The sequence below is a fragment of the Pseudomonas sp. OV546 genome, assembly GCF_900116845.1.
In the GTDB taxonomy this organism is placed as follows: Bacteria; Pseudomonadota; Gammaproteobacteria; order Pseudomonadales; family Pseudomonadaceae; genus Aquipseudomonas; species Aquipseudomonas petroselini.
Genome location: NZ_FPCE01000001.1, coordinates 450,760 through 473,580, shown reverse-complemented (window position 1 = coordinate 473,580; position 22,821 = coordinate 450,760). Strand labels below are relative to the sequence as shown.

At 52.6% G+C, this 22,821-nt stretch carries 19 protein-coding genes and 2 pseudogenes; 14 read left to right on the top strand and 7 right to left on the bottom strand.

Annotated elements, in window-relative coordinates; genetic code table 11:
* Positions 1 to 15: 15 nt before the first annotated feature.
* The 3 genes from BM403_RS02235 to BM403_RS02225 all read right to left on the bottom strand — a co-directional run bounded on the left by BM403_RS02235 (position 16) and on the right by BM403_RS02225 (position 3,647).
* The gene (locus BM403_RS02235; protein WP_056858405.1) at positions 16 to 1,440 is read right to left on the bottom strand and encodes an APC family permease; all 1,425 of its coding nucleotides are present in this window, start codon (positions 1,438 to 1,440) and stop codon (positions 16 to 18) included.
* A gap of 603 nt (positions 1,441 to 2,043) precedes the next feature.
* On the bottom strand, positions 2,044 to 3,144 hold the full coding sequence (locus BM403_RS02230; RefSeq protein WP_093541421.1) for an amidase: 1,101 nt from the start codon (positions 3,142 to 3,144) through the stop codon (positions 2,044 to 2,046).
* Positions 3,141 to 3,647, bottom strand: a complete 507-nt coding sequence (locus BM403_RS02225; RefSeq protein WP_056858403.1) for a nuclear transport factor 2 family protein — start codon at positions 3,645 to 3,647, stop codon at positions 3,141 to 3,143. The genes BM403_RS02230 and BM403_RS02225 overlap by 4 nt, the downstream gene beginning before the upstream one ends.
* Positions 3,648 to 4,130: 483 nt before the next feature.
* Here BM403_RS02225 and BM403_RS02220 point away from each other — a divergent pair, with 483 nt between their 5' ends.
* From BM403_RS02220 to BM403_RS02205, 4 genes are all read left to right on the top strand, one after another.
* Complete coding sequence (locus BM403_RS02220; RefSeq protein WP_003173918.1) at positions 4,131 to 5,270, top strand: ornithine cyclodeaminase family protein; 1,140 nt, start codon at positions 4,131 to 4,133, stop codon at positions 5,268 to 5,270.
* A 53-nt stretch (positions 5,271 to 5,323) separates the two neighbouring features.
* Positions 5,324 to 5,764 (top strand): Rid family hydrolase, encoded by a 441-nt coding sequence (locus BM403_RS02215; RefSeq protein ID WP_003232737.1) that lies wholly within the window; start codon positions 5,324 to 5,326, stop codon positions 5,762 to 5,764.
* 71 nt (positions 5,765 to 5,835) lie between these two features.
* Positions 5,836 to 7,140, top strand: coding sequence for an NAD(P)/FAD-dependent oxidoreductase (locus BM403_RS02210; RefSeq protein WP_056858402.1), 1,305 nt, complete (start codon positions 5,836 to 5,838; stop codon positions 7,138 to 7,140).
* A 237-nt stretch (positions 7,141 to 7,377) separates the two neighbouring features.
* Entirely contained in the window at positions 7,378 to 8,376 is a 999-nt protein-coding gene (locus BM403_RS02205) for a LysR family transcriptional regulator (protein ID WP_236459063.1), read from the top strand.
* Here the strand turns inward: BM403_RS02205 and BM403_RS02200 are convergent.
* Positions 8,360 to 8,992 (bottom strand): TetR/AcrR family transcriptional regulator, encoded by a 633-nt coding sequence (locus BM403_RS02200; RefSeq protein ID WP_015372130.1) that lies wholly within the window; start codon positions 8,990 to 8,992, stop codon positions 8,360 to 8,362. The two genes, BM403_RS02205 and BM403_RS02200, sit on opposite strands and share 17 nt — an antisense overlap.
* A gap of 385 nt (positions 8,993 to 9,377) precedes the next feature.
* Here BM403_RS02200 and BM403_RS02195 point away from each other — a divergent pair, with 385 nt between their 5' ends.
* From BM403_RS02195 to BM403_RS02175, 5 genes are all read left to right on the top strand, one after another.
* Entirely contained in the window at positions 9,378 to 10,898 is a 1,521-nt protein-coding gene (locus BM403_RS02195) for an aldehyde dehydrogenase family protein (RefSeq protein ID WP_093541417.1), read from the top strand.
* Between the two features lie 66 nt (positions 10,899 to 10,964).
* The gene (locus tag BM403_RS02190; protein ID WP_015372132.1) at positions 10,965 to 11,918 is read left to right on the top strand and encodes a PDR/VanB family oxidoreductase; all 954 of its coding nucleotides are present in this window, start codon (positions 10,965 to 10,967) and stop codon (positions 11,916 to 11,918) included.
* A 260-nt stretch (positions 11,919 to 12,178) separates the two neighbouring features.
* Positions 12,179 to 13,255 carry a catalase family peroxidase gene (locus BM403_RS02185; RefSeq protein WP_093541415.1) on the top strand — a complete coding sequence of 359 codons (1,077 nt, stop codon included), beginning with the start codon at positions 12,179 to 12,181 and terminating at the stop codon, positions 13,253 to 13,255.
* Positions 13,255 to 13,812 (top strand): cytochrome b, encoded by a 558-nt coding sequence (locus tag BM403_RS02180; RefSeq protein WP_056858398.1) that lies wholly within the window; start codon positions 13,255 to 13,257, stop codon positions 13,810 to 13,812. The genes BM403_RS02185 and BM403_RS02180 overlap by 1 nt, the downstream gene beginning before the upstream one ends.
* Complete coding sequence (locus BM403_RS02175; RefSeq protein WP_056858397.1) at positions 13,813 to 14,754, top strand: LysR family transcriptional regulator; 942 nt, start codon at positions 13,813 to 13,815, stop codon at positions 14,752 to 14,754.
* 56 nt (positions 14,755 to 14,810) lie between these two features.
* Here BM403_RS02175 and BM403_RS02170 read toward each other — a convergent pair whose 3' ends face one another.
* A complete protein-coding gene (locus tag BM403_RS02170; RefSeq protein WP_003232755.1) occupies positions 14,811 to 15,338 on the bottom strand; it encodes a flavin reductase in 528 nt (175 codons plus the stop codon).
* Between the two features lie 259 nt (positions 15,339 to 15,597).
* Between BM403_RS02170 and BM403_RS02165 the strand changes: the two genes are divergently transcribed.
* From BM403_RS02165 to BM403_RS02140, 5 genes and pseudogenes are all read left to right on the top strand, one after another.
* Positions 15,598 to 16,788, top strand: coding sequence for an acyl-CoA dehydrogenase family protein (locus BM403_RS02165; RefSeq protein ID WP_056858396.1), 1,191 nt, complete (start codon positions 15,598 to 15,600; stop codon positions 16,786 to 16,788).
* A 324-nt stretch (positions 16,789 to 17,112) separates the two neighbouring features.
* A complete protein-coding gene (locus tag BM403_RS02160; protein WP_056858395.1) occupies positions 17,113 to 18,738 on the top strand; it encodes a methyl-accepting chemotaxis protein in 1,626 nt (541 codons plus the stop codon).
* A gap of 284 nt (positions 18,739 to 19,022) precedes the next feature.
* Positions 19,023 to 19,271 (top strand): annotated as a pseudogene (locus BM403_RS32080) (hypothetical protein); the annotation flags it as partial.
* 73 nt (positions 19,272 to 19,344) lie between these two features.
* Complete coding sequence (locus BM403_RS02145; RefSeq protein ID WP_056858394.1) at positions 19,345 to 20,565, top strand: multidrug effflux MFS transporter; 1,221 nt, start codon at positions 19,345 to 19,347, stop codon at positions 20,563 to 20,565.
* Between the two features lie 17 nt (positions 20,566 to 20,582).
* Positions 20,583 to 21,188, top strand: coding sequence for a TetR/AcrR family transcriptional regulator (locus tag BM403_RS02140; protein WP_056858393.1), 606 nt, complete (start codon positions 20,583 to 20,585; stop codon positions 21,186 to 21,188).
* A gap of 95 nt (positions 21,189 to 21,283) precedes the next feature.
* Here the strand turns inward: BM403_RS02140 and BM403_RS02135 are convergent, their stop codons facing one another.
* Both BM403_RS02135 and BM403_RS32075 read right to left on the bottom strand, forming a co-directional pair.
* Positions 21,284 to 22,240: a LysR family transcriptional regulator gene (locus tag BM403_RS02135; RefSeq protein ID WP_083207176.1), complete on the bottom strand. Its 957-nt coding sequence runs from the start codon at positions 22,238 to 22,240 to the stop codon at positions 21,284 to 21,286.
* A 93-nt stretch (positions 22,241 to 22,333) separates the two neighbouring features.
* A pseudogene (locus tag BM403_RS32075) lies at positions 22,334 to 22,804 on the bottom strand (hypothetical protein); the annotation flags it as partial.
* Between the last annotated feature and the right edge of the window lie 17 nt (positions 22,805 to 22,821).

Below are 22,821 nucleotides of genomic sequence, written 5' to 3'. Positions count from 1 at the left end.
TAGGCATGGCCTATATCATTTGATTCCGGACGAGTCGGCTTTCCTGAAGCGTCCCTTGATTATCCCGTAGAGAAACAAGACAACTAGAAGTAATGGAGTGCCATTGACCCAGGCAGATTCACTGCCCGTCAGCATGCCGTAATTGTCGTAGATGAGATAAACGGCAGTACTAAGCCCAGCCAGTGCGATGAGTGGGCTGAGTAACGTTTTAAAATACCGTTTATCGTTGGCTTTTTTGAAGTGAACAACGACCCCCAATGTGACAAATGTCTGAAGCCCTATCAATCCAAGCGTCGACAATGCCACCGTTACGGGAAACAAAAATACAAAAGCGTCATAGCCCAGGGAGGAAGAGACGATAATGGTCAGTGCAACGAGCACGGTCACAAGCAGACTTGCATTGGCTGGAGATTTTTTCGTTTCATGAACATGTGAAAGAACATTCGGCAAGTGCCTGTCTTTGGCCAAAACTTGAACATACCGCGTCGCAGCATTATGCAGTGACAACAAACAGCAAAAGTTGCTGGTGCACAGCATGAGAGAAACAATTGTCGCCATCGTGCTACCCAAACGAGTCGTGAACAAATTAATGACCAACCCACCCTTCGCTATTGCTGCCTCGTCCTTGATGGAGTCAAACCCAACCTCACCGATGATCAGCCAGATAATGATCAAATAGGCGACGCCTACCAAAACGACCGCCAAACGAGTGGCATGCGGAATGGTTTTTGCTGGCTTCCTGGCTTCCATCGCATAAAGCGCGGCGGACTCAACACCGAGGAATGATGCCAGCGCCACCATGAGCCCAACCCCCAGCCCCGGCAGCATTATTGCGTCTACCGAGATGGCTTGAACCGGGAAGGCGTTAAGACCTTTATCCAAGAATATTGAAATACCCAGTAGAAAAAGCACAAAGAACTCTGCAAGCACCAAAGGCACGAGGATCTTTGCGGCAAAATCAATATTCGCCCGACCCAGGTAACAGATCGCCCCCACGTATAAGACGGTCCATGCTGCCCAGCCGATATCAATACCAAACCCTTGCATGGTCATATTCGTGTAATACCCGGACGCCACGGCAATCGCCGTGGTAATCGCCAGATAAGAGGCTAAGGCGACCCATGCCGCCCCCGTGCCTACGCCCCGTCCAAAGATCACCGTGAGGTACTTGTAAAATGCGCCGGCCCCCGGGATCGCCCGGATTAACTCGCCATACCCTATCGAGAAAAAAATCATCAGAATTCCTGCCAGCAGGAATGCTCCGGCAAGGCCAGCGCCATTACCGTGCTCAAAAGCAATGGGGGCTGCTGTAAGAACGGCCCCTAACGGTCCTGCGGCTGCAATCACCAATAACGCGATTTTATAAGCACTTAGATTACCTTCTAATTGCTGGCCGCCTGCAGGCACATCTGCAGATAGGGGCTCGGATAGCTCTGTCATCCCAATTCTCCACTCTAATTATTTTATGAATAACGGAAATAAATCGATGCAGCAGCGTCCTTGCGGACCAACGCGAGCGCTCCTCAAGCGCAAACGATACCTGCCCGCTGCCCCTGAAAACCGCAGCCTGGCCATTCTTTATATCGCCCTTCACTCGTTGCCGAGTTCATCAAACTCTTATCTTGCCAAAAGGCGTGTACTCAGAAACTCAAACCAATCACTTGTCTTCGATGACACGATTCATGACGCCTATTCAACGAGGCATCAATGTGCAGTGTATATTCCTGGCCTTGGCAAGCGGATTGAATCTGGTTCAAGCGTATCCTTCTAATTGTCGGCGCGACGTAGATTGCGCATCACACGTAGCCGGCTTCATAGGGGTATACGGCCTACCGGTATCCTTGCAGTACTTCGTCGCGAAAACGATGACACCGTAAGCGACATTCGTTGTACAGATTGCAACGCTGCAACCTTTTGAGTGACATCCCTGATCAGGTCCTTGGTCGCCCGAGAAGGAACTGAGTCACTTTTTGCTTGCACCGCCTGCTGATTGCACCGCCTGACCCGCGTGCTTGCTGCGCTCGATGACGAACGCTGATTTATTCAAAGGAACGCGCCAGCAATGGCACACAGACGTGCGTCGTCACCCTTTGCCCCGATGAGTTGCAGGCTGGTTTTAATGGAGGAACCCGGATAGGAAATTGGCACACTCAATGCCGGGTGCCCGCTCAAGTTGAACGGCCTGAGGAAGCGCGTCAGATCGATCACCGATTCACCCTTGCATACATCAACCAATAGCGGTGGCAGACGAGGCAAACTCGGAAGGACGAGTGTATCGAAGCGTTCCAGCAAATGGTCTACTTGTTCGCTGAATGCCATGCGCACCGCATGCGCAGCTTGTACGGCTACGGCATCAGTGTTGGCCGCACGCAGTAACCTCGCCTCAATATCGGCACCCAGTAAAGCCTGGCCGGTGTAATGACCATAGGCAGCCCACGTTTCAGCATTAATGACGGTCAATGCAGCTTCGAATGCCTGATCAAGAAGCGGCAGCGTGACGACTTCCCAGGCCCAGCCGCGACGATTCATCTCGTCCCGTATGGCTTGCTCAATCGCAGGATCGCAAGAGACATTGACTAAACCTACCCGGAATTTCCCGAGAGGCTTATGCGCCGAGAAAGTTGAGTCCATTGAAGTCATCGCAGCCACGAGCGTCTCGAGATCACGAGCCATGGGTCCTACAACATCAAGAGAACTGGAAGCCGGATACACACCGTGACGACTCAAACGACCGAACGATGGCTTGAGACCCAAGACCCCACAGCAGGCAGCCGGCATGCGCACAGAACCTCCTGTATCAGTACCCAATGCCACATCCACATTTCCCTGAGCAACGATGACCGCTGAGCCACTGGAAGAGCCACCAGGTATCCGATCCGGTGCCTGTGGATTAATTGGCGTTCCAGCCCACTCGTTGATACCGGTCACACCGAAAGCCAGCTCATGCAGCACAGTCTTGCCAATGATTTGCCAACCTTCGTCGAGAAGCGCCTTCACAACAGTTGCATGGTTTTGGGCTGGCGGGGCGTGTTCGAAAGCACGACTCCCACACCGTGTTGGCCAACCTGCCACATCCAAAGAATCCTTGATGGCGACCGTCCGACCTGGCCCCCCGATGCAACCTTCAATGACCAGCGGGATCACAGTGACGCCCCCTGGACATTCTCGAGACGAAAGGCATCAACGCGTTCAGTTGAAAAAGAGGAGATGCGCCAGGCGTCTGCCTCCCAGAGAAATTCCACGCTGAGGGCGGCGACAATTGATCCTGATTGGCCAGACTCGTAGCGACTGAGTTGCTGCATTACCCATCGGCCTTTGGCTTGAAAACCATCGACAGATATCTGCTCACCGGAAAGAAAGTGCATATTTGACAGAAAGTGCGGAGCCGGTGGCAGGTAACTCATGAGCATCTCCACTATCGCTTTGCGTCCGCGTACACGACCAAACTTAAGGGCATACCGAGATCCGACCCCCTGCCAAACTGCGTCCTGGCAGAACAATTGGCCCAGCTCGCTTTCACGTGTTTCAGGCCCGGGAACGTCGCACAAAAACATATACCGATTCAGTAAATGGCGAACCGCAGATTCGGCCTCAAGTACCCGAATACGCTCTTCCAGCAGGGAAATGTCAGAAATGGGGGAAATCATGAAAAGGCTCCTGTCGAATCTGCAAAAACAAGACAAGGAAATTACTGACATAGAAATCGGGCCACAATCACAGCAACCAGGGATCATGTTGCTTTTTAGGCAATGATGTTGATCGGAGCTTGACCGGAATAGCCGCTATACCCTGCTAGCGCAAGCGTTGTCATTACCACAACAAGTGTCGCCTCGAATGTCATCGAGTTCAAAAAAACGAACTGTAGGATAAGCGTGGTCTGTTACCTAGTTTAGCTTGAGCGCCAGAACTCATGCCGAATGCTCCAAGGCGGATTTGGAGCAGTTAAGCGCCGAAAAAAGCGCATAACCGTCATGGCTCACCCGATTATTCGAAGGCCCTGCGATTTGGACCGTTCGATTCAGAATGACAACGGCGTTGAAGGTTAGAGCCCAACCGGTCAGATCACGTCCCCGCTGAGAAAGGTTCGTATCAGCGGCAAGAGCAGTATTTCAAAATGAGCATCAACGACTATGCACAACTTACCAAATATTGATTTCATTTACCTCTCCGAACCGGACATGATTCAGGCGGGCGTCACCAATATGGCAGCCTGCGTTGACACGATGGAAGAAATGTTTTCCCTGATGTACCACGGCGACTACCGGATGGCAGGTCCCAATAACAATTCCCACGGATCTGTGGTGGTATTTCCCGAAGACTCACCTTTTCCGGACATGCCCAAACCCACCCCCGATCGACGCTTCATGGCGATGCCTGCGTACCTTGGCGGTCAATTTCGAACAGCCGGGATGAAATGGTACGGATCCAACATCGCGAATAGAGAGAAGGGCCTCCCCCGCTCCATCCTTCTGTTCGTACTCAACGATGCCGATACGGGCGCTCCTCTGGCAATCATGTCAGCGAATCTTCTTTCTGCTTATCGAACAGGCGCCGTGCCTGGCGTAGGCGCCCGCCATCTGGCCAAAAAGAATTCGAAGGTGGTTGGCATCCTGGGTCCAGGTGTGATGGCGAAGACCTCACTTTCGGCATTCGTTGCCGAATGTCCTGAGATTGACACAGTTAAAGTCAAGGGACGCGGCCAAAAAAATATCGATGCGTTTACATCGTGGGTTCGTGAGACTTTTCCGCAGATTGTCAACATTCATGTGGTTGACACCAACGAAGCTGTGGTACGCGACTGTGACATCGTCACATTCTGCAATTCCGGAGCAATTGGTGATGCCTCTGCCTACCCTGTGGTGAAGCGTGAATGGGTAAGCCCTGGTACGTTTCTGTCCATGCCCGCCTTGACGAGTATCGATGAAGGCATGCAGTCACCCGACATCCGCAAGGTTCTGGACAATCCTTCTCTCTACCAGGCATGGCATGAAGAAAATCCCAAGCCAGTGCACAACATCGTGCCAGTAGTGGGCATCCAATTCCTGGATCTGATAGACGAAGGAAAAATGTCACCTGACCAGCTCGAGGATCTGGGCAAGATTGTTGTCGGTGAAGCACCTGGACGCAAAAACGACGATGAAATCATCATCATGTCGGTCGGCGGTATGCCGGTAGAAGACGTTGCGTGGGGCACCGTGATTTATCGCAACGCCTGCGAAAAAGGCATAGGCGTCAAACTTAATCTCTGGGAAACCCCAACGCTAAGTTGATCCCGCACGGCCACCGCGCCTTCTGAGTTTTCATTGAATATCGGACACTCCACATGAAAGAAGTTATCGACGTTATTAAAGTTAAAACCGGATCCAAGTTTGAGGAGCTGGGTAGCTATTCGCGCCTCATCGCCGTCGGCGATCTGATTTTCGTATCCAATACCGCCGGCCGCAATCCCGCCACAAAGGAAATGCCCGAAGACCCGGCTGAGCAGACCCTTCAAGTCTTGGCCAATATAGAACATGCCCTTTCGGCCGTTGACGCTTCGCTTGGCGATATCGTTGCCGCGCGCGTGTTCATACCGTTTGCGAAGGACATAGATATCGTAATGGCTACATACGCAGAAAAAATGCGCGGTATTAATCCAACGCTGACGCTGACCAGCCCTCCTCTGGGATCTGAGATATACAAAGTTGAAATTGAAGTCACCGCCTATCGCGGGGTCTCAAAGGCCAATGTCAAAGAAATCACGATTACTCATAACAATACGTGACACTTAGCAGCCTCAGGGCGTAGCGATTCAGTGCACTTTCGATAACGTATACAGTATCAAGGACAAGAAACTTGGCCCCCTCTATCTCTCCCGTTCAGACCTCTGTCGTTCTTCCTGCCGCCACGACAGTGGTGGTGATCGGAGGGGGCATTATCGGACTCACTGCGGCATTGTCGCTGGCAGAACGTGGCATCCCCGTCACAGTACTTGAAAAGGGCCGAATTGCTGGCGAACAATCCTCCCGAAATCTGGGGTGGATCAGGAAAATGGGGCGGGCCAAACTGGACCTCCCTCTTTCAATCGCCGCAGAAAAACTATGGAGCACCATGGCACAACGGCTCAATGCCGATGTTGGCTACAGACAGACCGGTATTTTGTATACCGCCAGCTCAGCCGGGGAAATGGCTTCACATCAAGAATGGTTGAACTCAGTCGCTGATGCCTCGCTCGACTCACGCCTGGTCACGGCGAGAGAAATCGCTGATATTTCTCCAGGGTGCACCGTCGATTGGGCAGGCGGAATTTATACAGCCTCTGATGGCCGAGCAGAACCTACTCTTGCCAGCAGTGCCATCGCACGGGCGGCTATCGCTAAAGGCGTTATCATCGTGGAGAACTGCGCGGTGCGAACGCTATCCATGTCGGCAGGCAGAGTAAGCGGTGTTGTAACCGAGCGGGGGGAAGTGCGTTGCGATAACGTAATCCTTTCCGGCGGCATGTGGTCGAGACGCTTTCTGGCTACCTGCGGTGTTCCCCTCTTGACGTTACCGGTAGTCGCCTCAGTCCTTCGAACGGCTCCTCTGACGATAGAGGGAATGACTGAAGTCGCAGTAGGCACTCCAGATATCTCTTTTCGCAAACACCAGGACGGCGGATACATCATTACGAACCGGGGAGCTTTCATGGTGCCGATCGTACCTGACAGCTTGCTGATCGGGCATCACTACTTTTCCACACTGCGTTCTCAATGGAAAAACATGAATCTTTCCCTGGGACGAGAGTTCATGACAGAACTGGCCCTGTCGCGACGCAGTTCTGACCAAGGTACCTCTGCTTTCGAGCAGAGACGGACAATAGACCCAAACGTCAATCACGGACTGAATCGGGCTGCATTACGCAATCTCACTGAAGCTTGGCCCGCTTTTAAAAAAGCCACCATAGAACTCGAATGGGCTGGCATGATCGATGTAACGCCGGACGGCCTCCCAGTGATATCCCCCGTAGATAAAATTCCGGGTTTGACGCTTGCTTCCGGATTCTCAGGGCATGGTTTTGGCACCTCTCCAGCAGCCGGACAACTGGTCGCTGATCTCGTCACTGGCGACACCCCCATAGTTAATCCCGCACCGTATCACCTCAAGCGCCAGCACAGCTGATCAAGCCAGAAAATCAGGGGTACCTCAGCAATCAAGAGTCCTATAGAAAGCTAACTATGCAACCTAGAACCGCAAATTTCGGCGCAGACAGAAAAACCTTCTTAGATCAAAAAGCTATAAAAATATTGTAGGTCACTGACCAAAAAAACTAGCCCACAGTATTGCTTCCCGGCATTCACTAGCATAGATTCATCAACATAATAAAAAACTTGATGATGCGAACCGTGCGAGGCACCCATGATGAATTCCCAAACTGAGCTTCAAGATCAACGCTTCAAGTATCTGTATTTGAGCTCCAGACTGGGAACCATGCGCGCGGCGGCCGAAGAGCTGGAGCTCGCCGTCTCCTCCATCAGTCGCCAGATTGCGAAACTGGAGTCCGATCTAGGTATTCAGCTCATACAAGAAGGCACTCACAGGATCTGCCTGACCGCCGCAGGTCAGGCTGCAGTTGATTATTATGTTGAGCGTATGGGCCATCACAATCAACTTTTGAAAAAACTCGGCCAACTCAAAGAAGGATATTTAAATAGAACCAGCATTGCGGTGGGCGAAGGACTACTTAGTACTCAGGCCATAGGTGAGCTTTATCAATTTTTCAAAGCTAACCGACAATCGCACACTGAGCTGTTGATTGCGCCCTCTCACGAAGTTGAGCGAATGGTCGCTGAAGACGAAGCAGACATAGGATTGGTGTTTTCCCCTACCAAGACCACCAACATCAATAGGCTCCATTCTTTCGATCAACCCATGAGAGCTATTGTCCACCCCGACCATCCGCTGGCGGGCAGATCGATACTCAGTCTTCAAGACCTGGCTGACGAAGATATTGTTCTACCCCCGCCTGAGTACCGGATCAGAGGAATTATTGATCAGTTGCAAAGTGAAAGCAGCGCTCACTTCCAGCCTTACATTACTTCAAACTCACTGAAGATAATGTTGGACCTCACGCGCAATGGCATAGCCTCGACAATACTCAGTGACTTTCCCGTCATTGATGAGTTATGCAACGGCACATTAAAAGCTATTCCTATCGATTATCACGCATTGAATGTAACACAAGTACAAATTATTTCGCGCCAATCCAGGAAGCTGTCCCCTCTTTCGCGTGATTTGGTGCATTACTTGGCAATGGCGATAAACGCACAGATTCGGCGCATTCGTGACTGCACCAGCAGAAATCCCAATAAGATTTTCTTGGTTCGGAAAAATGCCATAGCTACGGCAGTTGACTAGCCTCTTTTTTCTGAGCGATATTTTCCATGATTCTCCATATGATGGATTTAGCGTCTTGAACTATTCGCTCATAATTCTGCGCATCCGGCCAATCCACCATGTAAAGCACCATAATGCCATCGATGTGTAACAGCACCTGGGTTGCGACCCGCTTGATGGTCTCACGCGATGCATCAGGGTAAACCCTGGTAAGAATTGTCGAAAATTTTCGCCTATTGACTCTGTACAGTTTACGCTGAAAAAGGCGCGCCTCTACATCCCGGAGTGCCATCCCCCAGAGCTCGACGAAGATAGCTGTAACATCCAGTCGCATGAGATCGCTAAACAAATAATCCAACACAGCACACATCTGTTGTTCGGGACTATTATAGGACTCCATCATGATGAGTTTATAATTTTTCAGATAGTCATTTACGGTATACCTGACCATCTCCAAAAATAGTTGATCTTTGGTCGGAAAAAAATATTGAAGATGACTCAGCGACATATCGACTTTTTTAGCCACGCTTCTCATACTGAATCCAGCATTTCCCGAGTCGAGAAATACCATCCTTGCCTCGACCAAAATAGCCGTACGTTTCTCTTCAGTCTTTTGATTGTTTTTAGCAACCCTCATTGAGAATTTCCTTTTTACCTAAAAATTTTGCAGAAATTATACAACACTCTTAATTCGCCTTAAAGACCATACTTGCTTGTATTCCATACAGGCCAGATATACCTGCCCGGTCAGATGAACTACTGTTTTACCCGATATCGTCATCGTCTCAGCTTAGTGCAGTCATGGTCCACGACCTAGGGCACGATCAGCAAAAACCAATCCGCCCTACACGCAAGTGAGACATTGGACGCACCACCTGGATGATTCGCCTTTGTTGCAGCAAGGGCAACAATAGGTACCTCTGCTGTCATTGTCCAACTCGTAACGGTGCGGGATATTAATTTCCTTTATATTCCGCTAGTACGATAGCGGCCCCTGAAACAATAACAATGGGCATTCGATCATGACATTGGCAAATAACTACGAACACCTCACCTCTGGGGCTAAATCCAGGATCGGCAAACGTACCCAAATCTTCATTAATGGTGAGTTCAGGGACCCGCATTCAGAAAAATACTTTTCTATCGCCGATCCTAGTAACGGTCTTGAATTAGGTCAAATCGCACAGGCAGACCAATTTGACGTCGACCTGGCAGTGGCCGCTGCACGCAAGGCATTTGAAGACAGCGCCTGGTCCAGAATGAGACCCTATCAACGTGAAGCTTTGATGCTGCGGCTCGCTGATTTGATTGCGGAAAATGCTCAGGAGCTTTCTGAACTCGAGACGCTCAGCAGTGGCCGCCTTATTCGAAACACTCGCGCATTCGATGCGGACCTGTCGGTTTATACGCTGCGTTATATGGCCGGGTGGTCCACCAAAATCTCTGGAAAAACCCTGGATCTGTCCGTTCCTTACCTGCCGGATCAAAAATTCTTTGGTTTCACAAAACGATCGCCACTGGGTGTCGTCGCAGCAATTACCCCGTGGAACGTTCCGCTTTGCCAAGCGGTCTGGAAATTGGCACCTGTTCTTGCAACAGGGTGCACTATTGTTCTCAAGCCCGCTGAGCAAACCCCGTTCACTACTTTGCGCCTGGCGGAGCTGTGTAATGAAGCTGGCATTCCACCTGGAGTTGTCAATGTCATTACCGGCCTAGGTCATGAAGTAGGTGCGGCGCTTGTTGAGCACCCTGGCGTGGACAAGATAAGTTTTACAGGCTCGACTGAGACAGGGAAACGAATCGCCGCAATAGCAGCGCCCCTGATGAAAAAATACACGCTTGAACTCGGCGGTAAGTCACCGGTCGTCATCGCCGAAGATGCCGATCTGAACATCGCTATTCCCGGCGCTGCCTGGGCTATTTTCGGCAATCATGGTCAAAACTGCTGCGCAGGTTCTCGGCTGTACGTCCACGAACGCCACTACGCCGAAGTCACTGCTGGAGTCGCTGAAATCGCACGGACCATCAAAATTGGCCCGGGTCTGGATTTAAGTTCGCAGATGGGTCCACTCGTTCATCACGCCCACCGCGACAAGGTGATGAGCATGATCCACCAGGGCCTTGAGTCCGGTGCAGAATTACTGTGTGGGGGCGAAACGATCAACAGCCCTGGCGCTTATATTCAGCCTACCATTTTGACCGACCTTACAAACAACAGCATCACATCCCAAAAGGAGATTTTTGGGCCGGTGCTAACAGCCTTTTCCTTCAAGGACGACCGTGAGGTTATCCAGCGCGCCAATGCGACCTCATTTGGTTTGGGGGCCAGTATCTGGACCAAAAACGTTGATCGGATCACGAGCTTCTTCGGCGGCGTGAAAGCAGGCACTATCTGGATCAATAACCACAATGTGCTGGATCTCAGTCTCCCCTTCGGCGGCATGAAGGATTCAGGCGCAGGTCATGAATTGGGTGAAGAAGGCTTACTCGCCCATACGTCACTCAAGGCCGGTGTTATGCGTGTTTTTGATCAGGCTGAATGAAGATTGGCGACCTTTTTTAAAACATCAATATGAATTGTCTTCCCGCGTGCGTACAGGTATTACCCGATGAATGAACTCCTAAACGTAGTCGTGCTTAAACGAGTGCTGCAAGGTGATGATGTGGTCGTCATCGAGCTGGCGCGGGCAGACCGCGGCAATTTACCGACCTTTGAGGCCGGTGCCCATATTGATGTGCACCTACCCTCAAATGTGATCCGCCAATATTCGTTGTGCGGCGATCCCGCTGACGCAGGCATTTATCGCCTTGGGGTATTGAGAGATCCTCAATCCAGGGGTGGGTCCATTGCAGTCCATCAGGAATTACTTGAAGGCGTAAAGGTAAACATAAGCCTGCCTCGTAACCATTTCCCGCTGGACTTGAATGCCGAACGTTCAATCCTGCTCGGAGGGGGTATTGGCATCACACCGATGCTGGCCATGGCCTATGCGCTTGAAGCCAGGGGCAAGGCGTTTGAAATGCATTATTGCGCACGCTCACGTAGCCGAAGTGCGTTTCTTGAAGAGTTGGAGCTCTCCGGATTTTCCCAAGCTGTCCAGCTGCACTTCGACGATGAACCTGAAAGCCAACTGGACCTCAAACGCGTATTAGGAGGCAGCCAGGACACGGCTCACATCTATACATGTGGACCGGGAGGTTTTATGAAGTGGGTTATCAATAATGCTCTCGAACTCGGCTACCCTGATGCACACATTCACCGCGAATACTTTCAGGCCGACATTGATACCAATGGGTCTGGTTTTGAGGTTGTGGCGGCGCGCAGCGGTAAAACCGTCAATGTCATGACCGGGCAGACCATTTATCAAGCACTGGCTGAAGTAGGTATTGATATCGAAATATCCTGCGAGCAGGGTGTTTGTGGCACATGCCTCTGTGATGTTTTAGAGGGTGAACCAGACCATCGCGATGTGTATCTCACTGCTGATGAAAAAGCGGCGAACGATACGATATTGGTATGCTGTTCACGATCAAAATCTCCACGATTGGTGCTGGACATATAACGTCAAAAGCGGTGCATCGCCGGCGTCATTTGCCTTGGCCGTCCTCAGCAATGTAATGACACACAGGCTATGGCGCAGGGATTGTCATGCGTTGCCGCTCAAGCAAACCCATTGAGCCCACCGGGATTTTTTCTTGCCGTATCGGCGGTTCAAATCCCCCTGTCTTACACATGACTACTGCTTTGCGCCGGTTAGTGTTGGCGCTAGCCATTCGGCAGTTTCAATCCAGCGCTGCCTGACAACGTGCAGCTGAGAATTTTATGCTTAAGAATAACCTTCAGGGTTTATGGAAATATCGAGTGCCGTTGTTGGGCATATTCAGTATCGCGACTGCTCTTGTGCTGGCTTTTGCCTGGGCAGGAGGATTCTTAGGCACCGGCGTTACCACAAAAGAGTTTCTGGGTGACTCCCTAGATAATTTTCCACCAGGCTATCGACGGGCCCACGGTAAGGGTATGTGTTTCAGTGGGACTTTTCATGCGAGCGGCGAGGCCGTCCCTCTGTCGACCTCACGTATTTTTCTACCGGCCAACATCCCCGCCGTCGGGCGTTTTTCAATCGGCACCGTAGACCCGCATGCGGCGGACAATTCGACGGCGACCGTCAGCATGGCACTCATGCTGGTAGGCGACGACAAGTCACAGTGGCGAATGAAGCTCAACAACGAACCCTACTTCGCGACTCGGGATGCCGAGGGTTTCCTGGCGCAGGTCGAGGCCTTTGAACCGGTGGCTGCCACTGGACAACCAGCCCCGGACAAGGTGGCCGCGTTTTTTCAAAAATATCCAGAGGCTCGCAAGTCTGTAGAGCGAGAAGCGAACGCGACTTGGCCGGCCAGTTTTGCAGGAACCGAATATAATTCCATCAACGCCTTCGTACTCATTGCAGCGGATGGAAAACGTCAACCTGTGCGCTGGTCCATGCGCCCTCATGCGGCGGTAGAGATGTTGAGCAAAGAGGCTCATGCGCAAGCCAGTCATGACTTCCTGTTTAATGAAATAACTCAGCGTGTGGGTGTAGCACCCTTGTACTGGGATCTGGTATTCCAACTGGCCGAGGCGGGAGATCCGGTGAACGACCCTTCTCAACCATGGCCGAGCAACCGCAAGGAGGTAATCGCTGGGACGTTAGAGGTCAACCAGGTGGTAGAGCAAACTCATGGGGCATGTCGTGACATTAACTTTGACCCGACGCTTGTACCTTCAGGAATAGCGCTTTCAGACGATCCGGTGCTTGCAGCCCGTGCGGGTATTTACTCCCAGTCCTATAACGCCCGATTACGAGAAATCGGTTTTGGTAAAGCCACTGACGCGGTTGGCAAAAAGGAAATCAAATAATGCATACCCAGCAGAAGCACACCGGTGTGCAAAGTTTCAACTTCGCGGCACGGCTTCTCCATTGGCTCATGGCTGTCCTTATCCTGGCTATGCTATTTATAGGTGTAGGCATGATGGCTTCTCTGAGCCTGCGTCCCTGGCTCATTGATCTTCATAGGCCTCTGGGAATCGCCATTCTTCTTTTGGCTATCCTGCGTCTAGGCAATCGGCTTTTAAGCACCACGCCGCCATTGCCTGCCAGCGTACCGTACTGGCAGGCAATGGCGGCGCATGTTTCGCATCTATTGCTCTACTTGCTGATGCTCTGCCTGCCACTGCTCGGTTGGGCGACGCTCTCTGCCGGAAATTGGCCTGTCACCATGTTCGCGGGCTGGAACCTTCCACCCATTGCTCCTGTCAGCTCCGCGCTTTACGCTTGGTTTCGGGCCGCACATGGGTTATTCGCCTGGGCTCTGTTTCTGCTTGTGTTAGGACATCTTTGCGCAGCGCTGATACATGCTTGGATATACCGCGACGGCGTCTTTTCCAGCATCACGCGTAAGGCTCGTGGTAAATAAATGACGCACATCAACATGGCCACGATCGATCTGAATCTTCTCAGGACTTTTGTGGCTATTTGGGAACACCGCAGCCTGACAATCGCGGCCGAACGCCTACACCTCAGCCAGCCCGCCGTCAGTCACGCACTGCGTCGACTACGCGATGTGTTTGACGATCCGCTGTTCGTACGAACAGCAACGTCGATGGAGCCGACTGACGCAGCTATTCGCCTGCACGGACCCATTGAACATGCGCTGATTATTATTCAAAGCGCATTAATGATGTTTTCGAACTTTGAACCGAAAACAGCGGATCGTACTTTTCGCATCTCCATGTCGGATATGTCGCAACTTTATGTGCTACCGACGGTGATGGAAGTGCTAGCGCGCGAGGCGCCGAAAGTACGCCTGGATGTGCGTCAAATGCCTATAGAGCAACTGGCTATGGCATTGCGCAAAGGTGATGTAGATATCGCGATAGGCTATCTGGTAGAACTTGGTGAAGAGTGCATCCACGAAAACTTGCTAGACGACGAATTCATTTGTCTGTTGCGCGACGGCCATCCTTTTCAGGAAGATGAATTGAGCGTTCAGGACATACTCGCCCTGCGCTATGTTGACGTTTCGAGCAATATTACCGGCCATGGCGTAACCGCCGATGCAGCATTCGGAAAGGCCGGCATTGCGCGCGAAATCGCTCTGAAAGTGCCTAACTTCACGATTGCCCCGAAAATCGTTGCCAACACTGATCTGGCATTGATTCTGCCGCGTGCCATTGCCATGCAGCTAAACCACGACCAGCGCTATCGGCTGCTGAGTCTGCCCATCGAATTGCCAGCCATCTCGGTGGGACTTTATTGCCATAGCCGTTTCCTATCGGATGCCGGGATAACCTGGCTGCGCGGGTTAATCATTAGTCTGTTTGCCTCCGGCAGCCATACTGGAGTTCATATCAAATGAGGCGTGCGAGCATTCTTTATAAACCCTGTAACCCACGAATGGGGAACTGCAATTATTCAGGATGCCGACGTCTGTACGTTGACGGCTGCAGCCCGCCCCAGACGGTGAAAGTTTCTCCCAAAGTAAATCAGACTCTCCCCCTCTTCACGGACCTGAATTTGGTTAATTTCGACAAATAATACCGAATGCGATCCGACTTCCTTGATATCTACTATGTTTCCTTCGAGGCTTGCTAGGGCGTCGTTCAACACCGGTAAGCCCGAGGAGCCTGTCCGCCAATCCTGGCCGGCAAAACGTTCAGCAGGCGGCAGGTCGGTCATGCCAGCAAACTGTCGCGCAACACCCTCCAGATCACCGGTCAGTATATTTACGCACAACGCCCTGTTGCCCAGCAACGCTTCATGAATTGAACTGTTACGGTTGATGCAAACCAATAATGTTGGGGGCGTATCAGTGACCGAACAGACCGCACTCGCAGTTAATCCGAAGCGACCATGGGGGCCATCGGTAGTAATGATATTCACCGCCGCAGACAACAATGACAGCGCTTGCCGAAAATGTTGTTTTGATTGATCGCTAACCATAACCTTCACCTTTTAATTATTGACTTGGTGAATCCATGTTGAGAGGGATTGTTCATTCGGTCAAATTCGCTTTACTCATACGCACTATTGACAGCAGGAATAGCCATCGCCCTTAAACGCCCTCCCCTTTAGAGGCGCATGGCACGACAGTTAATTCCCACGGATTATTTAGCTTATTCATATTCCGAATTTGATTTTTTCTTATCATCCCACGCATTCTGAACGTGTATGCAATCACCCTAGCCAGAGAACAATAAACATGAACAGCAAAAACAATTTCGATGATCGTGACACACGTGAAGGCGCTCCAATCAGCATCAAGGCGATTTCCCTGGATGATGTGATTGCGGAGATTGCCGAGCGTCGCAGCGAGTTTAACCAACGCTCCCATGTCCCTTTAGACATGATTGAAAAAATGAAAGCAGTGGGTATCTTCCGCGCCAGTACTCCCAAATGTTTCGGTGGCGATGCGCTGCCTCCAGCCGAGTTCCTGCGCATCGTAGAGCGGGTTTCCGAAGCCGACGGTTCGGTCGGTTGGGTGACCGCGTTCGGCTCAGCCAACATCTACCTGGCGGCACTCCCCCCGGCAACCCAAGCATTGATTTATGCCAACGGGCCAGACCAGGTCTATGCTGGCGGCCTTTACCCTCTACAACCTGCCAAAGAGACTGAAAATGGCTGGGAAGTCAGCGGGCACTGGCGGTTTGCTAGTGGGTGCAAAGGTGCCAACTGGATTGGTGTAGGCATCGGTGGCACATCGGCCAACGGTGGAGGACCGACGGCAGGCAAACCGCTGACCGCTGTGTTCCCGGCAAGCGAAGTGCAGATCGTCGACAACTGGAATGTTGTCGGGATGCAAGGCACGGGGAGCCATGACCTCAAATTGCACCAAAAGAACGTCCAACGCGAGTGGACTTTCGTGCGGGGCAGTGCCTCCACAATTGACGAGCCCCTCTATCATTACCCGTCTGTTTCCTACCAGGCGCAAGTTCACGCCGCCGTTAACCTCGGGCTGGCACGCGCAGCACTGGACTTGGTGATCGCAATGTCGGGCAGCACCAAGACTGTCACCGGTGCCCCGCGTTTGGGTGATCGCGCTTATTACCGCAGCGAACTGGGTAAGGCAGAGGCGATGCTGCGAAGCGCCCAGGCGTTTTTCTACGAATCCGCCGAAGCTGTATGGGCCTCGCTCATCGCCGGTAATCCGGTGACCCTGCAGCAGACTAACTTATTACGTCTCAGCGCCACCCATGCCGCTCATACCGGAGCGGACGTAGTCATGAAGGCTTATCGACTGGCGGGGACTGCAGCCATCTTCAATGACAATCGTCTGCAATGGATCGTACGCGACTCCATGGTAGTGACACAGCATGCTTTCCTCGGCGAAGCGACTTACGACGGCGCTGGCGCGGTGTTCGCGGGCATCGAACCGACCATCCCCTATCCTTGAGCACCACTATGCACAGCAGCTTCTGTCACGCTGCTGCAGCCTCTAGAGCTGATTCTGTAAGAGAAATATGCAACCTTGTTAGCGAGTCTCTACCAACTGAACGAAAATCGCGTCCAGGCCGTCTGGGTTGAAGATTGTCGCAATCGGGCTGCATCGGGCCGACATCAGTCGATGTATGTAAGTTGGTGAGTGGGCAATATCAGTTTTAATATGCGGCACACAGCTGTTTTCGCTCAAGTGTGTCATCAAGCGACCGATAAAAACTTATGCGCTGGGCCATCCGCCGCTGCTTGCGGGGAGCACATTCCACGCTCTGGGAAAACCATGACAATAAGAACAATGAACATTGCTCCGCGCGCATTTCTGGGGTTCTCCCTGATAGGCGCGCTCATGCTGATTCTCGGCCTCTTCGCCCTGTCTCAGATGAGCAAGATCCGAGCAGCTGGCGACGACATCGCGATAAATGGCGTCCCTAGCTTTCAGACCCTGAATGCTCTAACGGTGACGGGCGTCCGCATGCGGGTTTTATCGCATCGGCTGTTAACTGATCGCGAACCAAATATTCAGAACAGGACCATCGAATTACTTGCGGAACAAAACCAACAACTTAACCAGTCGCAGGCAGCATACGCCAAACTGATTTCATCCCCTGTAGAGCAATCCGACTACAACGACTATATGCGGCTGATGGGTGAATATCGCAAGATTGAAACGCGCCTTGTTACCCTCAGTCGGGCTGGCGATCTGCAGGAGCTAACGCGCGTGCTGAACGCCGAGTCTGCGGCTAACGCTGAGCAGATAAACGTGGCGTTGGGTAAGCTTACTGACTTCAATAACGCCCAGCTGGCTATCATCAATCAATCCGCTGCTGACCAGTACAGCTCTGCGTTCAACTGGGTTGTCGGCCTCCTCATTATTGCCTCGCTGCTGACCATGCTGTTTGCCTGGCTGCTGACCAAGAGCATCACCCAACCTATAGCGTTGGCACTTGAAGCGGCTGAAACCATAGCCGAAGGTAATCTGACCCGACCGATAAAGGTTGATGGCACTGACGAAGCGGGCAGGTTGCTGCTCGCCATGCAAAAAATGCAGGAGAAACTGCGCGATACCTTGATGCGTATTTCCGGATCCGCAACACAACTGGCTTCCGCTGCCGAGGAGCTGAACGTAGTTACCGATGAAAGCGCCCGCGGCCTTGCGCAGCAGGACAACGAAATAGAACAAGCCGCGACTGCAGTCAACGAAATGACCAGCGCCGTCGAAGAAGTGGCGCGTAACGCAGTGAGCACTTCAGAGGCGTCAAAAAACGCGACGGCGTCAGCAGGCGATGGCCGGGATCTAGTTCACGAAACCGTCAACGCTATCGAACGCATGAGCGGGGATGTGCAAAGCACCGCCGATCTGATTGGTAATCTTGCGGAGGAGTCCCGCGACATCGGCAAGGTTCTGGACGTGATTCGTGGCTTGGCGGATCAGACCAACCTGCTGGCGCTGAACGCAGCTATCGAAGCGGCCCGGGCCGGTGAAGCCGGTCGCGGTTTTGCGGTTGTCGCCGATGAAGTACGCGCTTTGGCCCATCGCACCCAACAGTCCACAAGCGAAATTGAACGTATGGTTGGCAGCATTCAAGGCGGCACCCAAAAAGCGGTCAGTTCAATGCGTAACAGCACTGACCGTGCTGAATCTACCCTGAGCATCGCGAAAGGCGCAGGCTTGGCGCTGGAAACCATCAACACCGCAGTGATCGAGATCAACGAGCGTAACCTGGTCATCGCCGCCGCTGCGGAAGAACAGGCTGCAGTCGCCCGTGAAGTGGACCGCAACTTGGTCAACATCCGAGACCTGTCGACGCAATCTTCCAACGGCGCCGCCCAGACCAGCGCCGCCAGCGGCGAGTTGACCCGCCTGGCGGTTGACCTGAACAGCATGGTGTCGAGGTTTCGCTTGTAAGAGGTATCGGAGGCCATCTGTTGGAGCGAGGCTTGCCCGCGCGTACGATGAAGAGGTCTGCCTGATACACCAAGGCGCCTAGTTCGCAGGCAAGTCTGGCTCTCATAGAGTTCAATTTGAACCCTGATCCCGCCCACAAAGTTACGGCCATTGGCGCTAAGTGTCCCGTTGGCGTGTGGGCCAACCGTGGCGCTGGATAACGGCGCCAGGTGGTCCTCTGTGTTGCCTCAAAATTGCCCCGACTACAACGAGATGGCCACCCTCTCCGCCCCATCGCTGGTGCGGAAGGTGACGGCGTCTGTCGATACATCCAGCGCGCCAGGCTCGAACGCAGCGTGATCGATTTGGCCAACCCGTTGCTGCGCACTGAGTCGCTTACCTCGATCGCTTAAAAATGATGTTTCACAGATTCCGCTCATTTCAGCCGCTTCTTGAAAAAACACTTTGAACTGAAGCCTAAAACACTTTCGTGCGCATGCATTGCGCGGAGCGCTGGGAGGTGCTGCCTGGCCACTAAGAAAATAACCGCTTGACCTTGCCTCTCGGTTCTCGTTAACTTCACGCCACTTTCCTACCTTCCGGTAGGAAGTCAATCATGAGTTTGTTATGGAAAAGAGTCATTTCGGCAATCCTTCACTGAAGTTTGCCATTGCCTTGGGGGCCATCGCCGCACTGGGGCCCTCAGCCGTCGATATGTATTTGCCAAGCCTGCCCGAAATGGCGGTTGATTATTCGACCAGTGTTGCCAGCATTCAGCTGACGCTCACGGTCTTTTTATTGGCAATGGGGCTTGGACAATTGCTGTTCGGGCCGGTAGTCGACGCCTTGGGCCGTCGACGTCCACTGATAGCAGGCTTGTTGCTGTTCAGTTTGAGTGCGCTGGCTGCAGGAGCGGCACCAACCCTTGAGTGGCTACTCGTGGCACGATTTGCCCAAGGGATAGGCAGTGCTTTGACGTTGGTGGTCATCATGAGCATGGTGCGTGACGTCACTCAGGGCGTTCAGGCAGCAAAACTTTTTGGCCTGCTGCTGACCATTCAAGGTGTTGCTCCCATCATCGCCCCGGGGTTGGGTGGTTACATTGAGGCGCATTTCGGATGGCGGGCCGTCATGCTGGTACTGGCTGTTCTCGGTGCGCTGGTGGCGGTGAATTCGATGGCTGTTTTGCCTGAAACACTACCAATGCAAAAGCGCGAGCCATTGAATATGAGCCTTGCGATACGCACGTATGCGCGCCTCGCAAAAGACGGTCGTTTTCTAAGGCCAGCTTTAGCGCTGTCAGCCGTGTTCTTCTTTCTCTTTGCCTATGTGGGCGGCGCTACATTTGTTTATCAGAAGGAATACGGACTGCCTGCTGCCCAGTTCGGTACGCTGTTTGGCGCAACCGGCATCGCGATTCTCATAGGGGCCGTCGTGGCTACCAGACTGGTGGGCAAGTACGGTTTGGCCCGCATGGCAACGGCTGGAGCTTTTTGCATCTTTGCAGGTTCTGTCATGGCCTACGGCGCAGCAGTATCTGGTTCTAGTTTGTACTGGCTGGCTGCCGGTGTCGCGGTAGCACTGCTTGGATTGGGGATTGCAGAAACCTCACTGATGACGCTGGTGATGTCTTCGCAAACCACTGCCCTGGGTTCAACGGCTGCATTGCTCGGCGCGTTTCAGCTTGGCATCTCGGCCTTCGCCACACCGTTGACCGGTTGGGCGAGCAGCTATGGCGCCATTGCCTGGTGCGCATTCCTGATAGTCTGCGCCGTTATGGTGGGTGCGCTGACCTGGGTCAGTGTGCGCGAAGGCAGGGCCGAGCACATCACCGCGTTAAATCACTGAATTAAAAGGTCATCCCGATGAAAGTGCTGAGCCCTTCCGCAAGCAGAATCTGTGATATCGCTCTGGTGCATTTCGCTGAGCGGGGATACGACGCCTCGTCGCTCAATGAAATCGCTGTCGTGGCAGGTATGCGCAAGCCCTCGTTATACGCGCACTTCAAGAGCAAGGATGATCTGTTCAACGCCGTGCTGAATCTGGCGCTGGCGACGGAGAGGCACTATATCGAAGAGATGTTTGCAAGCGTCCCGGCGAATGATGACGAGCCCGGCAAGCTGTACACGGACAATCTTTCAAACCGCTACGAGTCTTCCGCTGCCCTGCGTTTCCTGCTGCGAACGGCATTCTTTCCGCCTTCGGAGTTAAAGGCATCGGTGACAAGTGGCTTTGAAGCCTATCTGGACCGTCTTCATGAACGCTTTGGCGCAAGCCTTGAGAACAGGTATCCAGCCCTGTCGGCGAACGAGATTTCAATGTTTCAGGATGCTTATATAGCGGTTGTCGACAGCCTTCATGTCGAGTTGATTTACTGTAGTGAAGGCACCTACTGTCGGCGTCTTACCGCTTTGTGGCGCATTCTTGGTGATTCGCTGTCTCTGGCTGTGGGGAAGGTGGCGCATGGATAAATCAACCATTCAAATTTTGCAAAAACATCTAAACGCTATCATCCGCCTTGCTCCCTTGCCCGCCTCCCGTGCTGCCTTTTTAATGAGAAACACACTCAGACAAGCATACTCTTTGCAGTACGGCCATCGCCTCTACGCATCAATGAAATAGCTCTGGCAAGATGGCGTATCAACGCGTGGCTCACTGGGGAAAGCTTGCGGGATGGGCGAACGATGATTCGCATTTCGGTACTGCTCATTGCCTCACATGCTAACGGGATCGCCTTGAACAACCCTGATGTCAGCTCGGAAACCAAGGGCAGTTCTGGCAGCACGGTACTGGCTATCCCTGCGCGGACCAGGTCCAGGATGACCTGTAGTGAGTTGGCGGTAACCACCGGCTCAATCGTAAACGGCTCATCCTTGCAAGCTTGAGTAACCAGCTCCCTAACGCGGTATTTGGGGCCAGGCAAAACCAACGGTGTATTGGCAAGATCTGTTAACGTCAGCACATGCTTTTTTGCCAACGGACTTTCCCTGGACACAATCGCACGGAGCGGCTGCTCGAACGCATACAAACTGCGGAGGGTGGCTGTGCTTGCTGGCGAAAAAGCAAGGCCAATGTGCGCTTCGTCATCTTGGATCATCCGCTGTACCTCAAAAGACGGCGCGATGATGATTTCGATATGAGCATCGGGGTATTGCTTGAAAAAGTTTTGCAGTTCCACGATTGCCTGGGAGCCCAGCAATCCTTCTCCGATGGCAATGATAGTCGTACCTAGAAAACGCCCTCGCAACTCGCTGAGCTGATCCAGCAACGCTTCATGCTGGCTAGCCCTGGCACGGTAATAATCAATCGCAACCTGCCCAGCCTCAGTCAGGCGAATCCGATGAGTGCCCTGCTCTACCAGATCAATGTCTAGTTCCGCCTCTAACTTGGCAATCTGTCGACTGATCGACGAGGGGGCAATACCTAGCTCGTCAGCCGCTGCACGCATCGATCCGAGTTGATGGCTGAAGAAGAGATATTTGAGTTGTTGGTCCTGGAAGTCCAGTAGGACATTGGATCTCATTACTGTCACCGCTCATCAGGCTACTTTCTGTCCGACTAAGACGCATTTTGAATCCCGGACACGTCTCATCGCTTAGGTGGTTCACGTTTCTCTGCGCCAACCCTCCTGACCATCGAGACGCAGCACGGCCGTTTTGTCGAAGTTCTTGCATGCTCCCAACCAAGTAGGTACTGCCACCCCGTTTATACTCGCTATCGGCCAAACCGTTATCGAAGTTCGTGCCGTCGCCGCAAATTAGAAAACCATCGCCGACCGTAACCCTCTGGCGGCCGAAGGACACGTCTGGGCCGTCTTTACCCAGTGCCTCGAACCATTCGCCAGAGCGCCAGCCAGGCCCTGATCACCACTGATTCCGTACTTGATATAACCTTCGCGCCTGGTAGACGAACCCTTAGACTTACTGCCGGAGTTCGAGTAGTTCTGCTGGCTGTTAAAGACACCGCACGTGGCTTCGAGGTTAGCGCTGAGGTGAGTATCTTCATCTGAGTAAAGTTCGTAGGCGCTGGTTTGTATGCTGCCAGCGATCAACGCTGCAAGAGTGGAAATACCGATGGCCAAGTTAATCGATTGAGCGTAGCGGG